Annotated in this window: 13 protein-coding genes; 11 read left to right on the forward strand and 2 right to left on the reverse strand. The window is 61.2% G+C overall.

Annotation, left to right across the window (positions count from 1 at the left end):
• Positions 1–30: 30 nt before the first annotated feature.
• The 6 genes from odhB (at position 31) to ACIPZB_RS19355 (ending at position 7,834) form a co-directional block, all read left to right on the forward strand.
• The gene (odhB, locus tag ACIPZB_RS19330) at positions 31–1,251 is read left to right on the forward strand and encodes a 2-oxoglutarate dehydrogenase complex dihydrolipoyllysine-residue succinyltransferase (protein WP_008091910.1); all 1,221 of its coding nucleotides are present in this window, start codon (positions 31–33) and stop codon (positions 1,249–1,251) included.
• 93 nt (positions 1,252–1,344) lie between these two features.
• Positions 1,345–2,781, forward strand: coding sequence for a dihydrolipoyl dehydrogenase (gene lpdA, locus ACIPZB_RS19335; RefSeq protein WP_008091912.1), 1,437 nt, complete (start codon positions 1,345–1,347; stop codon positions 2,779–2,781).
• Between the two features lie 175 nt (positions 2,782–2,956).
• Positions 2,957–4,123, forward strand: a complete 1,167-nt coding sequence (gene sucC / locus ACIPZB_RS19340) for an ADP-forming succinate--CoA ligase subunit beta (RefSeq protein ID WP_008091914.1) — start codon at positions 2,957–2,959, stop codon at positions 4,121–4,123.
• Entirely contained in the window at positions 4,123–5,007 is an 885-nt protein-coding gene (sucD, locus tag ACIPZB_RS19345) for a succinate--CoA ligase subunit alpha (protein ID WP_004376004.1), read from the forward strand. The genes sucC and sucD overlap by 1 nt, the downstream gene beginning before the upstream one ends.
• Before the next feature lie 466 nt (positions 5,008–5,473).
• The gene (gene brnQ, locus ACIPZB_RS19350; RefSeq protein ID WP_400642135.1) at positions 5,474–6,787 is read left to right on the forward strand and encodes a branched-chain amino acid transport system II carrier protein; all 1,314 of its coding nucleotides are present in this window, start codon (positions 5,474–5,476) and stop codon (positions 6,785–6,787) included.
• A 300-nt stretch (positions 6,788–7,087) separates the two neighbouring features.
• The gene (locus ACIPZB_RS19355) at positions 7,088–7,834 is read left to right on the forward strand and encodes a DUF599 domain-containing protein (RefSeq protein ID WP_008091927.1); all 747 of its coding nucleotides are present in this window, start codon (positions 7,088–7,090) and stop codon (positions 7,832–7,834) included.
• A 67-nt stretch (positions 7,835–7,901) separates the two neighbouring features.
• On the opposite strand, the gene ACIPZB_RS19360 is transcribed toward ACIPZB_RS19355, so the two are convergent.
• Positions 7,902–8,177: a hypothetical protein gene (locus ACIPZB_RS19360; RefSeq protein WP_008091929.1), complete on the reverse strand. Its 276-nt coding sequence runs from the start codon at positions 8,175–8,177 to the stop codon at positions 7,902–7,904.
• A 154-nt stretch (positions 8,178–8,331) separates the two neighbouring features.
• On the opposite strand from ACIPZB_RS19360, the gene ACIPZB_RS19365 reads away from it, so the two are divergent.
• The 4 genes from ACIPZB_RS19365 (at position 8,332) to ACIPZB_RS19380 (ending at position 12,051) form a co-directional block, all read left to right on the forward strand.
• On the forward strand, positions 8,332–8,808 hold the full coding sequence (locus ACIPZB_RS19365; RefSeq protein WP_400642136.1) for a PaaI family thioesterase: 477 nt from the start codon (positions 8,332–8,334) through the stop codon (positions 8,806–8,808).
• Positions 8,805–9,287 carry a PaaI family thioesterase gene (locus tag ACIPZB_RS19370; RefSeq protein WP_400642137.1) on the forward strand — a complete coding sequence of 161 codons (483 nt, stop codon included), beginning with the start codon at positions 8,805–8,807 and terminating at the stop codon, positions 9,285–9,287. Before ACIPZB_RS19365 ends, ACIPZB_RS19370 begins: the two co-directional genes overlap by 4 nt.
• A 70-nt stretch (positions 9,288–9,357) precedes the next feature.
• Positions 9,358–11,262 (forward strand): molecular chaperone HtpG, encoded by a 1,905-nt coding sequence (gene htpG, locus ACIPZB_RS19375; protein ID WP_400642138.1) that lies wholly within the window; start codon positions 9,358–9,360, stop codon positions 11,260–11,262.
• A gap of 63 nt (positions 11,263–11,325) precedes the next feature.
• Complete coding sequence (locus tag ACIPZB_RS19380; protein ID WP_400642139.1) at positions 11,326–12,051, forward strand: dienelactone hydrolase family protein; 726 nt, start codon at positions 11,326–11,328, stop codon at positions 12,049–12,051.
• A 130-nt stretch (positions 12,052–12,181) separates the two neighbouring features.
• Here the strand turns inward: ACIPZB_RS19380 and ACIPZB_RS19385 are convergent, their stop codons facing one another.
• A complete protein-coding gene (locus tag ACIPZB_RS19385) occupies positions 12,182–13,048 on the reverse strand; it encodes a pirin family protein (protein WP_400642140.1) in 867 nt (288 codons plus the stop codon).
• Positions 13,049–13,163: 115 nt separating this feature from the next.
• Between ACIPZB_RS19385 and ACIPZB_RS19390 the strand changes: the two genes are divergently transcribed.
• Positions 13,164–14,168 (forward strand): amidohydrolase family protein, encoded by a 1,005-nt coding sequence (locus ACIPZB_RS19390; protein ID WP_400642141.1) that lies wholly within the window; start codon positions 13,164–13,166, stop codon positions 14,166–14,168.
• Positions 14,169–14,253 lie beyond the last annotated feature (85 nt).

A 14,253-nucleotide genomic window follows, 5' to 3' on the forward strand; every position in this document is an offset into this window, starting at 1 on the left:
CCTGAAACCGAATTTAAGGAAACACTGATAATGGCTATCGAGATCAAAGCCCCAACCTTCCCGGAATCGGTCGCCGACGGCACCGTTGCCACCTGGTACAAAAAGCCGGGCGAAGCCATCAAGCGTGACGAGCTGATCGTCGACATCGAGACCGACAAGGTCGTCCTGGAAGTGCTGGCTACCGCCGATGGCGTGCTGGGCGACATCGTCAAGGGCGAGGGCGAAACCGTCCTGTCCGACGAAGTGCTGGGTTCGATCGTTGAAGGCGGCGCTGCTGCCGCTCCAGCCGCTGCCCCGGCCGCGGCTGCTCCGGCTGCCGCTGCTGCCGACGCTGGCGAAGACGACCCGGTCGCCGCTCCAGCCGCACGCAAGCTGGCTGAAGAGAACGGCATCGACCTGGCCACCGTGGCCGGTACCGGCAAAGGCGGTCGCGTGACCAAGGAAGACGTGGTTGCTGCAGTTGCCAACAAGAAATCGGCACCTGCCGCGGCGCCTGCTGCCAAGCCTGCCGCTGCCGCCGCTGCCCCGGTTGTGACCGCCGCTGGCGACCGCACCGAGAAGCGCGTGCCGATGACCCGTCTGCGTGCCAAGATCGCCGAGCGTCTGGTCGAAGCCCAGTCCAACATGGCGATGCTGACCACCTTCAACGAAGTCGACATGACCGAAGTCATGGCCCTGCGTTCGAAGTACAAGGACCTGTTCGAGAAGACCCACAACGGCGTGCGCCTGGGCTTCATGTCGTTCTTCGTCAAGGCCGCCACCGAAGCGCTGAAGCGCTTCCCGGCAGTCAACGCCTCGATCGACGGCAACGACATCGTCTACCACGGCTTCGCCGACGTCGGCGTTGCCGTCTCCAGCGACCGTGGCCTGGTGGTACCGGTTCTGCGTAACGCCGAGTCGATGAGCCTGGCTGAAATCGAGAACGGCATTGCCACCTTCGGCAAGAAGGCCCGTGACGGCAAGCTGTCGATCGAAGAAATGACCGGCGGCACCTTCACCATCACCAACGGTGGTACCTTCGGTTCGATGATGTCGACTCCGATCGTCAACCCGCCGCAGGCTGCCATTCTTGGCATGCACAACATCATCCAGCGTCCGATGGCCATCAATGGCCAAGTGGTAATCCGCCCGATGATGTACCTGGCGCTGTCGTACGATCACCGCCTGATCGACGGCAAGGAAGCGGTAACCTTCCTGGTCACCATCAAGAACCTGCTGGAAGATCCGTCTCGCCTGCTGCTGGACATCTAACCCTCTGGCTGCGTACCGTTCGGCCCCTGCCTTCGAAAGAAGCGGGGCCGCGCGGTTCGCGGCTTGTAGCTTGTAGCTGATAAGGAATCTTTTATGACCCAGAAATTCGACGTAGTGGTGATTGGTGCAGGTCCTGGCGGCTATGTAGCTGCCATCAAGGCTGCCCAACTTGGTCTGAAGACTGCCTGTATCGAGAAGTACACCGACGCCGAGGGCAAGCTGGCCCTGGGTGGCACCTGCCTGAACGTAGGCTGCATCCCGTCCAAGGCGCTGCTGGACAGCTCCTGGAAGTACAAGGAAGCCAAAGAGAGCTTCAACGTCCACGGTATCTCCACTGGTGAAGTGAAGATGGACGTCGCCGCGATGGTTGGCCGCAAGGCTGGCATCGTCAAGAACCTGACCGGTGGCGTTGCCACGCTGTTCAAGGCCAACGGCGTCACTTCGATCCAGGGCCACGGCAAACTGCTGGCCGGCAAGAAAGTCGAAGTCACCAAGGCTGACGGCACCACCGAAGTCATCGAAGCCGAGAACGTGATCCTGGCCTCCGGTTCGCGTCCGATCGACATTCCGCCGGCTCCGGTCGACCAGAACGTCATCGTCGACTCCACCGGCGCCCTGGAATTCCAGACCGTGCCACAACGCCTGGGCGTGATCGGCGCTGGCGTCATCGGCCTGGAGCTGGGTTCGGTATGGTCGCGCCTGGGTGCCCAGGTCACCGTCCTGGAAGCCCTGGACACCTTCCTGATGGCTGCCGACACCGCCGTGTCGAAAGAAGCCCAGAAGACCCTGACCAAGCAAGGCCTGGACATCAAGCTGGGCGCTCGCGTCACCGGCTCGAAAGTCAACGGCAACGAAGTCGAAGTGACCTACACCGACGCCAACGGCGAGCAGAAGATCACCTTCGACAAGCTGATCGTCGCGGTCGGCCGTCGCCCGGTGACCACTGACCTGCTGGCCGCCGACAGCGGCGTGACCATCGACGAGCGTGGCTACATCTTCGTCGACGATCACTGCGCTACCAGCGTTCCGGGCGTCTACGCCATCGGTGACGTGGTGCGTGGCATGATGCTGGCGCACAAGGCCTCGGAAGAGGGCATCATGGTCGTCGAGCGCATCAAGGGCCACAAAGCCCAGATGAACTACGACCTGATCCCATCGGTTATCTACACCCACCCGGAAATCGCGTGGGTCGGCAAGACCGAACAAGCCTTGAAGGCCGAGGGTGTTGAGGTTAACGTAGGCACCTTCCCGTTCGCGGCCAGCGGCCGTGCGATGGCAGCCAACGACACCGGTGGTTTCGTTAAGGTCATCGCCGATGCCAAGACCGACCGCGTACTGGGTGTGCACGTGATTGGCCCATCGGCTGCCGAACTGGTACAGCAGGGCGCAATCGCAATGGAATTCGGCACCAGTGCCGAGGATCTGGGCATGATGGTCTTCAGCCATCCAACCCTGTCCGAAGCGTTGCATGAAGCAGCGCTGGCAGTGAATGGCGGCGCCATTCACGTGGCCAACCGTAAGAAGCGTTAATTATAAGAAACCACGGCGGGCTGCCCGTCGTGAGTCTTGCGTGCATGACTCACCGCGGAACGTCCGCCGGACCGAATCACACGGGAAAACCCGGGGTTAACAACGGTCACAGGTGGTGCGGCGCCAGCAATGGCGCAGCGCCGAAGCGCAGTACCTAACGAAGACGGTAAAAAGCATGAATCTTCACGAGTATCAGGGTAAGCAGCTGTTCGCTGAATACGGCCTGCCAGTTTCCAAGGGTTTCGCAGTCGACACCCCTGAAGCTGCAGCAGAAGCCTGCGACAAGATCGGCGGTTCCGAGTGGGTTGTAAAAGCCCAGGTTCACGCAGGTGGTCGCGGTAAAGCGGGCGGCGTCAAGCTGGTTCGCAGCAAGGAAGACGCCAAGGCGTTCGCTGCGCAATGGTTGGGCAAGCGCCTGGTAACCTACCAGACCGACGCCAACGGTCAGCCAGTGACCAAGATCCTGGTCGAATCCTGCACTGACATCGCCAAAGAGCTGTACCTGGGCGCTGTAGTCGATCGCTCGAGCCGCCGCATCGTGTTCATGGCGTCCACCGAAGGTGGCGTGGACATCGAGAAAGTCGCTCACGAAACTCCTGAGAAGATCATCAAGGCTACTATCGATCCGCTGGTCGGCGCTCAGCCGTTCCAGGGTCGTGAACTGGCATTCCAGCTGGGTCTGGAAGGCAAGCAAGTTGCACAGTTCGCCAAGATTTTCGTAGGCCTGGCCAAGCTCTTCAAAGAGCACGACCTGGCCCTGCTGGAAGTAAACCCGCTGGTCATCAAGGCCGACGGCGACCTGCACTGCCTGGATGCGAAGATCAACATCGACGCAAACGCCATGTACCGTCAGCCCAAGCTGAAAACCTTCCACGACCCGTCGCAGGACGATCCTCGTGAAGCCCACGCTGCCAGCTTCGAGCTGAACTACGTGGCCCTGGAAGGCAACATCGGCTGCATGGTCAACGGTGCCGGCCTGGCCATGGGTACCATGGACATCGTCAACCTGCACGGCGGCAAGCCGGCCAACTTCCTCGACGTTGGCGGCGGTGCCACCAAAGAGCGCGTTACCGAAGCGTTCAAGATCATTCTGTCCGACAGCAATGTCGCGGCCGTTCTGGTCAACATCTTCGGCGGCATCGTTCGCTGCGACATGATTGCCGAAGGCATCATCGGTGCAGTGAAAGAAGTCGGCGTCAAGGTTCCGGTCGTCGTTCGCCTTGAAGGCAACAACGCCGAACTGGGCGCTAAAGTACTGGCAGAAAGCGGTTTGAACATCATTGCGGCAACCAGCCTGACCGACGCTGCTCAACAAGTTGTCAAAGCTGCGGAGGGCAAGTAATGAGCGTCCTGATCAATAAAGACACCAAAGTCATCTGCCAGGGTTTCACCGGCTCGCAGGGTACTTTCCACTCCGAACAAGCCATCGCCTACGGCACCAAGATGGTCGGCGGCGTAACCCCAGGCAAGGGTGGCACCACCCACCTGGGCCTGCCGGTGTTCAACACCGTCAAGGAAGCCGTGGAAGCTACCGGCGCTGATGCTTCGGTCATCTACGTTCCGGCTCCGTTCTGCAAGGACTCGATCCTGGAAGCGGCCTTCGGCGGCATCAAGCTGATCGTCTGCATCACCGAAGGCATTCCGACCCTGGACATGCTGGACGCCAAGGTCAAGTGCGACGAGCTGGGCGTGACCCTGATCGGCCCTAACTGCCCAGGCGTGATCACGCCGGGCGAGTGCAAGATCGGCATCATGCCAGGTCACATCCACCTGCCAGGCAAGGTCGGTATCGTTTCGCGTTCCGGCACCCTGACCTATGAAGCCGTGAAGCAGACCACCGACGCCGGCTTCGGCCAGTCGACCTGCGTCGGCATCGGCGGTGACCCGATCCCGGGTTCCAACTTCATCGACATCCTGAAGCTGTTCCAGGAAGACCCGAAGACCGAAGCGATCGTCATGATCGGTGAGATCGGCGGTTCGGCTGAAGAAGAAGCCGCTGCCTACATCAAGGCCAACGTGACCAAGCCGGTCGTTTCCTACATCGCTGGTGTTACCGCACCTGCGGGCAAGCGCATGGGCCACGCTGGCGCCATCATTTCCGGCGGCAAGGGCACTGCGGACGAGAAGTTCGCCGCCCTGCAGGACGCGGGTGTGAAGACCGTGCGTTCCCTGGCTGACATCGGCAAGGCCCTGGCCGAGCTGACTGGCTGGGAAGTCAAGAAGTAAGTAACACGCAGTACCCCCACGCGCACAGAGGCCACCTTCGGGTGGCCTTTGTCGTTTCTGGGATTTGTATTGCCTGCACTGGCCTTATCGCCGGCAAGCCGGCTCCCACAGGATCTGCGGTACTTCCTGTGGGAGCCGGCTTGCCGGCGATAGGGCCGGTGCAGACAACAATGATTTTTCGATAGGTTTGATAGGTTTTTTCACACAGACGAATTTCCCATGTCTGGGATAATTCCTACTGTCATCGGTCACGCAGACGACAAACATGTACGCACATCGGACAAGCAGCACCGTTGCAGTGCGTTTACCCGGTAAAACGGTTAATCTACGCGTTCACTCTGTGCCCGTACCCCAAAAGGGAACGACACGCTAAACGGGTCTGGCCTACCAAGCCGGGCAGCATTTCCCTCATCCATGGGGAAATCCCTTCTCGAATCCCGATTTCAGCAGTGTGGTACTACCCTAAATGAAAGTTTTAAAAGGCCAGGATATCCTGGCACTTGGCTTTATGACGTTTGCGCTTTTCGTGGGCGCCGGCAATATCATCTTCCCGCCTATCGTTGGCCTGCAATCCGGTCCGCACGTCTGGATGGCAGCCCTGGGCTTCCTGGTAACCGCGGTAGGCCTACCGGTCATCACCGTGGTCGCGCTGGCCAAGGTCGGTGGCGGTATGGATGCCCTGAGCAGCCCTATCGGCAAGTTCTTCGGTGGCCTGTTGGCGGCCGTGTGCTACCTGTCGGTCGGCCCGCTGTTCGCTACCCCGCGGACCGCGACCGTGTCGTTCGAAGTCGGTGTGGCACCGCTGACTGGCGAAAGCCCGCTGGCGCTGTTCATCTACAGCCTGGTGTACTTCCTCGTGGTGCTGGCAGTGTCCATGTATCCGGGCAAGTTGCTCGATACCGTGGGTCGCTTCCTCGCGCCGTTGAAGATCATCGCCTTGGCCGTTCTCGGCATTGCAGCTTTCGCGCTGCCAGCAGGGACCATTGGTGAAGCGCAGCCGGCCTATGCCGCCGCCGCATTCTCCAAGGGCTTCTCCGATGGCTACCTGACCATGGATACACTGGGCGCCCTGGTCTTCGGTATCGTCATCGTCAACGCCATCCGCTCGCGCGGTGTCGAGTCGCCGAAGCTGATCACCCGCTATGCCATCATCGCTGGCCTGATCGCCGGTGTCGGCCTTGCGCTGGTGTACGTCAGCCTGTTCCGTCTTGGGGCCAGCAGCCACGAGATCGCCGCGGATGCCACCAACGGTGCGGCGGTATTGCATGCCTATGTGCAGCACACCTTCGGTTCGCTGGGCAGCGGTTTCCTGGCGGTGCTGATCGCCTTGGCCTGCCTGGTGACCGCTGTTGGCCTGACCTGCGCCTGCGCCGAGTACTTCAGCCAGATCCTGCCCCTGTCGTACCGTGCACTGGTGGTGATCCTGGCGGGCTTCTCGCTGGTGATCTCCAACCTGGGTCTGACCAAACTGATCATGTTCTCGATTCCGGTGCTGACCGCCATCTACCCGCCTTGCATCGTGGTGGTGGGGCTGAGCTTCGTGAAGGAGCTGTGGCATTCGCCGACCCGAATCCTGGCACCGGTAATGGCGGTGTCGCTGCTGTTCGGCGTGATCGACGCGATCAAGGGCAGCACCATTGCCCACATGCTGCCAGACTTCATGGCGCACCTGCCGCTGAGCGACCAGGGCCTGGCCTGGCTGGTGCCTTCGGTGGTGACGCTGGCTGGCGCCGTGGTCTGCGACCGCATGCTCGGCAAGCCGCGCGAAGCGTTGGCCTGATGCGTTGAAGCCTGGGGGCGGCACCGGCCACAAGCCGTAGGGTGCGCGCCGCAGGTGGAGAGCAGAAAACCCCGCATTCGCAAGGATGCGGGGTTTTTGTTTGTCTGCACGGGCCTCATCGCCGGCAAGCCGGCTCCCACAGGGACCGCGCCGTTTTCAGGTCGCGTGTGGGAGCCGGCTTGCCGGCGATGAGGCCGGACCGGGCAAGGAACATTTTGTGCCGAATGTGTGTCTTTACCGACTTGCCGACGTCGAAACCCGGTTCCTATCCTTTATGCACCTTGCCTTCGGGAAACCTGCATGAACTTCATCCAAAACAACTTCCACAACTTGCTGGCCGTCTGCTGGTTCGCACTCTGCTGGGGTGGCTACACCCGCTACGCCATCTGGAAAGGGCGCGACACCGCGTGCCTGGCCAGCGTGTTGCACTTGTACCGCGAAGACTGGATGCGACGCATGTTGCTGCGCGACAACCGTATCGCCGATGCCAGCGTGATCGGTAACCTGGAGCGTAATGCGTCGTTCTTCGCCTCCAGTACCCTGATCATCCTGGCCGGCATTCTCACTGTGCTGGGGGCTTCGGACCGTGCACTGTCATTGCTGGCTGATCTGCCATTGGTACAGCAGGCATCCCAGGGTATGTCGGAAATCAAGTTGCTGTGCCTGGCGATGGTGTTTGTCTATGCCTTCTTCACCTTTAGCTGGTGCATGCGCCAATACAACTTCGCTGCCGTGCTGGTGGGTTCGGCACCCATGATTGGTGAGCGCCTGGTCAATGAGTTGGAGCGCAAGGCCTTTGCTTCAAGAGCGGCTCGGGTATTGTCGCTGGCGGCCAACCAGTTCAACTTCGGCCTGCGTTCTTATTACTTCGGCATGGCCATGCTCACCTGGTTCATCAGCCCTTGGCTGTTCATGGTCGTGAGTGTGGGGGTTGTGCTGGTGCTGTACCGCCGCGAGTTTCATTCCGATGTGCTCGAAGTCATGGTATTCACGCCAACCGAGAGTGCGCCTACCGAGGCCGGCAAAGAAACTATTGCTAGTACCTGAAACGTTTAATCCGAAGTTAAAGGCACAAAAAAACCCGACAGTTGTCGGGTTTTTTTGTGCGGCTCGATTACTGCTTGGCAGGCTCGGCTGGAGCAGTTTCCGGCGCCGGAGTTGCCGGAGCGGCTTCTTCGGCAGCCTTCTTCTCGGCTTCGGCCTGATCTTTGGCGGCTTCGGCGTTTTCCTTGGCGGCTTCGTTCATCTTATCCTGAGCTTCGCCCATCTTTTCCTGGGCTTGCTCGGCGTGTTGCTGTGCGTCTTGGGCTTTGTCTTCGCTCGCTTTATCGCAAGCAGCCAGGCCCATGGCAGCAGCCAGCATCAGAGCAAAAGCAAAAGGTTTACGCATGGGGGTGTATCTCCTTGGTGGAATAAGTGACTTGTTCCTTCGAGTTCATCCACAGCGGATAAGTTCCGCAGAGTTTGCACATATATAAAGCCCCGATCTATATAGACTTTTTACCGATTTTATGCCGGCGCGACAGTTATCAGGGGAAGTACGGATGATCGATTCCAGCTTGGTGGGCATGGCCGAACGCTTCTTGTCGGCGCTTAAACATTGCCAGGTGTTGCAGATGCGCGTGGTCCATGCCGATGCCGAAGGTCTGACACTGATGATGCCCTGGTCACCCGCCATTGTTGGCAACCCGCAGACCGGCGCGGTGCATGGCGGGGCTTTGACCACCTTGATGGACACCACCTGCGGCATGGCCACGCTGTGTGTGCTGCCGCGTTTCGAGGTCTGCCCAACCCTGGACCTGCGGATCGACTACATGCACCCGGCTGAAGCAGGCAAGGCCATCTACGGCCATGCCCAGTGCTACCGGGTTACCCGTGATGTCATCTTCACCCGAGGCACGGCTTACCAGGATGACCCCAACCAGCCGATCTGCCAGGTGGTAGGCACGTTCATGCGCCTGGGACAAGAGATCAAGGGCGGCATTCGCTTCGGCAACACCCTGAAGGAGGGCGGTGCATGATCCCCCAAGACGTGCGTCAACGCCTCAATGCAGCCCATGCCGTTGGCGACTACCAGCCATTGCTGGCGCTGATTCCCTATGCGTCCCTGATCGGCATCACCTGCGAGCGTCAAGGCGATGACCTGCTGTTCCTGCTGCCAGCCAACCAGGACAACATCGGCAACCCATTGCTTCCGGCCATCCATGGGGGTGTGATTGCGGGCTTCATGGAGCTTTCGGCGGCGCTTTACCTGTTGATCTACAGCGAGAGCGCGAGCATCCCGAAGATCATCGATTTCTCCATCGACTACCTGCGCGCCGGGCATTACCGCGATACTTACGCCCAGTGCCAGCTGTGGCGCCAAGGCCGTCGGGTGACCAACGTGGCGATCACCGCCTGGCAGGGTGACCGGCAGTCACCGATCGCCACCGCACGTGCGCATTTCAAGATCGAACCAGAAAAGCCCTTGAAATCACCCGGGCAGCCCCCATCTGCATGACATCCGCCGTAAACGCAGGCCGAATCGGCCGCCCGGCGCCACCAGCCATCAGATCGGAGTTTTGAAGACCATGAGTGTGGAAACACAAAAGGAAACCCTGGGCTTCCAGACCGAGGTGAAGCAACTGCTGCACCTCATGATTCATTCGCTGTATTCGAACAAAGAGATCTTCCTGCGTGAGCTGATCTCCAACGCCTCCGACGCCGCCGACAAGCTGCGCTTCGAAGCCCTGGCCAAGCCAGAGCTGTTCGAGGGCGATGCCGATCTGAAGATCCGCCTGAGCTTCGACAAGGACGCCGGTACCGTGACCCTCGAGGACAACGGCATCGGCATGAGCCGGGAAGACGTCATCACCCACCTGGGCACCATCGCCAAGTCCGGCACCGCCGACTTCATGAAGAACCTCACCGGTGACCAGAAGAAGGACTCGCACCTGATCGGCCAGTTCGGCGTGGGCTTCTACTCGGCCTTCATCGTTGCCGACAAGGTCGACGTCTACAGCCGCCGCGCCGGCCAGCCGGCCGCCGAAGGCGTGCACTGGTCGTCCAAGGGCGAGGGCGAATTCGAAGTCGCCACCATCGACAAGCCTGAGCGTGGCACCCGCATCGTCCTCCACCTGAAGAAGGACGAGCAGGAGTTCGCCGATGGCTGGCGCCTGCGCAACGTGGTCAAGAAGTACTCCGACCACATTGCCCTGCCGATCCAGCTGCCCAAGGAGCAGGCTGCCGCCGAAGGCGAAGCGCAGCCAGCCGAAGAATGGGAAACCGTCAACCGCGCCAGCGCCCTGTGGACCCGCCCGCGTACCGAGATCAAGGACGAGGAATACCAGGAGTTCTACAAGCACATCGGCCATGACTTCGAGAACCCGCTGGCCTGGAGCCACAACAAGGTCGAAGGCAAGCTCGAGTACAGCTCGCTGCTGTACGTGCCAGCCCGTGCGCCGTTCGACCTGTACCAGCGCGAAGCGCCACGCGGCCTGAAGCTGTATGTGCAGCGCGTGTTCATCATGGACCAGGCCGAGTCGTTCCTGCCGCTGTACCTGCGTTTCATCAAAGGTGTGGTCGACTCCAACGACCTGTCGCTGAACGTCTCCCGCGAGATCCTGCAGAAGGATCCGATCATCGATTCGATGAAGACCGCGCTGACCAAGCGCGTGTTGGACATGCTGGAGAAGCTGGCGAAGAACGAGCCTGAGCAATACAAAGGCTTCTGGAAGAACTTCGGCCAGGTGCTGAAGGAAGGCCCGGCCGAAGACTTCGCCAACAAGGAGAAGATCGCTGGCCTGCTGCGCTTCGCCTCTACCCATGACGACAGTGGCGAGCAGAGCGTTGCCCTGGCCGAATACCTGGCGCGCGCCAAGGAAGGTCAGGACAAGATCTACTACCTCACCGGCGAGACCTACGCGCAGGTCAAGAACAGCCCGCACCTGGAAGTCTTCCGCAAGAAAGGCATCGAAGTGCTGCTGCTGACCGACCGTATCGACGAGTGGCTGATGAGCTACCTCAACGAATTCGACGGCAAGGCCTTCGTCGACGTCGCCCGTGGCGACCTGGACCTGGGCAAGCTGGATTCCGAAGAGGACAAGAAAGCCCAGGAAGAAGTGGCCAAGGAAAAAGAAGGCCTGGTCGAACGCCTGAAGGGTGCGCTGGGTGACAGCGTCGCCGAGGTACGCGTTTCGCACCGCCTGACCGACTCGCCGGCGATTCTCGCCATCGGCGAACAGGACCTGGGCCTGCAGATGCGCCAGATTCTCGAAGCCAGTGGGCAGAAAGTGCCGGATTCGAAGCCAATCTTCGAATTCAACCCGAGCCACCCGCTGATCGAGAAGCTCGACCACGAGCAGAGCGAAGACCGCTTCGCCGAGCTGTCGCACATCCTCTTCGATCAGGCGGCCCTGGCGGCCGGTGACAGCTTGAAGGACCCGGCGGCTTACGTTCGTCGCCTGAACAAGCTGCTGGTCGAGCTGTCTGCTTGAGTTGATGCACAGAAAGCCCGCTTCGGCGGGCTTTTTTAATGGTCAGTAGCTAAGGAGTGCTTGATGAGCAAGGTAATCGTCGAATCGTTGGTTTATCACCTCTCCGGCAAAACCTATGAAAGCCGCCTGGTCTACGAGCCAGGTGCGTTGGGCCGGCCTGGCCTGGTCATGGCGCCGAACTGGATGGGTATTGGCGAAGGCGCCGAGCGCATTGCCAAGGAAGTGGCTGAAAAAGGGTATGTGGTGCTGATTGCCGACCTGTACGGGCAATCGGTACGCCCGTCCAATGCCGATGAGGCGGGGGCGGCGATGATGCCATTGAAGAATGATCGGGCCGAGCTGCGCAAACGCATGCAGGAGGCCCTGGCGCAACTGTTGGGGCAGTCCAAGGCATTGCTGGAGCCAGGCAAGGTGGCCACCTTCGGCTTCTGCTTTGGGGGTTGCTGCGCCCTGGAGTTGGCCCGTACCGGTGCCGACCTGAAGGCGGCCGTGTCGTTCCACGGGACGCTGGATACCCCGAACCCGGAAGATGCCAAGCGCATCAAGGGCTCGGTGCTGGTGTTGCACGGTGCCGCCGATCCGCTGGTGCCGAAGGAGCAGTTGCCGGCGTTCGAGGAGGAGATGAACGCGGCCAAGGTCGACTGGCAGTTGCTGAGCTACGGTGGCGCGGTGCATTCGTTCACCGACCCGAATGCCAACGTGCCGGGCAAGATGCAGTATGACCGCCGCACCGCGGAGCGGGCGTTCCGCTCGATGCACAATCTGCTCACCGAAGTGTTCCAGCGCTGATTGTGGAAGGGGGCTGCTGCGCAGCCCATCGCCGGCAAGCCAGCTCCCACAGGTAAGGTATTGCCCCTGAGAACGGCGCGCTCCCTGTGGGAGCCGGCTTGCCGGCGATTGGGCCGCAAAGCGGCCCCTGTCAGCGAGGCAACTCGATCCGCGAAGTCTCCCCAGGCACCACCGGCCAATCCCCCGCAGCCCACTTCGCCCTGGCCTGCTCGATCAATTCCGGGTCACTGGCGACAAAATTCCAGTTCATCCGCCGCGGCCCATCCAGCGGCGCCCCGCCGATCAGCACCAGATGGCATTCACCTTCGGCATACAAGGTGATCTCTTCGCCCTCCGGTAACACCAGCAGGCTGCAGGCTTCCACTTCCTCCTCGCCATCGATCATCAGCTCGCCATCGAGCAGATAGAGCGCCCGCTGATCGTGCTCGTTGGGTACCCGCAAGGTGGTCGCCGGCTGCATTCGAACCTGTGCATAGAGGGTAGGGGAGAGCACCGGCACCGGAGATTCCAGGCAGAATCCGCTACCGGCAATCATGCAGATGCGTACCCCCAGGCTGTCGCTGACCGGCAGGCTTGCCGCCGGGTGATGGCTGTAGCTCGGCGCACCCTGCTCGAGTTCGCGCGGCGAAGCCAGCCATACCTGCAGCCCGTGCAGGCGCGAACCGTGGGCCATGGCGTCCGCAGGTGTGCGTTCGACATGCGCCACGCCGCTGCCGGCGGTCATCCAGCTGACGTCACCGGGCAGCACGCGCTGCTCCGAGCCCAGGCTGTCCTTGTGCAAGATGGCCCCTTCGAACAGGTAGGTCAGGGTCGACAGCCCGATATGCGGGTGTTGGCGGATATCCATCCCATGTCCCGGCGCGTAGTCGGTTTCGAGCATGTGGTCGAAGAACACGAACGGGCCGACGCTGCGGCACTGGGCCGAAGGCAGCGGGCGCAGGATCGGTTGGCCCTCGACCGATTCGGCGCGCGGGCGGATGACCAGGGGGCTGCTCATGGTGGGCTCCAGGGGGGGAGGAAGTGCCCCCAGCATAGCGGTTTGGCGGGCAGAGCTGAACCGTCTTGCCCGGCGGCCGGTCTACCTTGCTGGTATTCGCAAAAGGAAGCTGCCCATGATCGTCAAAGCGCTGGCTTGCGTGCTGTTGTCCGGATGGCTGTGCCAGGCGGCGCAGGCGCGTGACTACCGCTACAGTGACGCCCACCTGCACTACCTGGACTTTTTCCAGGAAACCGAAGGCATGCAGGTGTTGCTCAAGGCCATGGACGCCGCCGGCGTCGAGCAATCGATGATTTCGGGGATCCCGGTGGCCAAGAAATGGCACGAGGACGAACCCAAGCGCCCCCGTTACTACGCGGGTGACGATGCCGATGCCTACTGGTACAGCGCCACCGATACCTACGTGGCGGCGGCGCTGCTGCAGCTGCCCGCTGACCAGCGCAAGCGCTTTCATCCGTTTCTCACCGGCTTCAATCCGGTGGACAAGAACGCGGTCAGCCATATCGAGCGCATGCTCGATCTCTATCCCGGGCTCTGGCAGGGCATTGGCGAAGTCTTCACCCGCCACGACGACCTTACCGCTCTGACCAGTGGCGATACGCCGCGAGCGAACAACGAGGCGATGACGCGCATCTATCACCTGGCGGCCGAGCGCGATATGCCGGTGTTGCTGCATTCCAACATCACCTCCAAGCGTGAACGCAATCCGCTGTACCTGGCTGAGATCGAGGAGCCGCTGCGCAACCACCCGCACACCCGGTTCATCTGGGCCCATGCGGGCAGCAGCGTGGAGATTCACCGGCACCAGACACAGATGGACTTTCTGCTGCCGGTGCTGACGCGCTTGCTCGGGGATTACCCGAACCTGTATGTCGACTTGTCGTGGAGTGTGCTGGAGCCTTATCTGCTGGATGAGCAGGGCGTGCCGCGCAAGGCGTGGGTCGATCTGGTGGTGAAGTACCCGGAGCGGTTCATGCTGGGGTCGGATGTGGTTGGGCGGTTTGACAGTCTGAAGGCGCAGATGCACGGGTTCAGGCCGTTTCTGGATGCGTTGCCGGAAGCCGTGGCGAAGAAGGTGGCGCGGGATAACTTTCTGGCGGTGTTGCCCAAGCAGAGGTAGAGGCTGCCTGTGCGGGCCCTATCGCCGGCAAGCCGGCTCCCACAGGGTTGCCACAGGACTTGAGCGCTGCGCAGTACCTGTGGGA

The organism is Pseudomonas sp. NPDC089396, from assembly GCF_044749545.1.
Lineage (GTDB): Bacteria > Pseudomonadota > Gammaproteobacteria > Pseudomonadales > Pseudomonadaceae > Aquipseudomonas.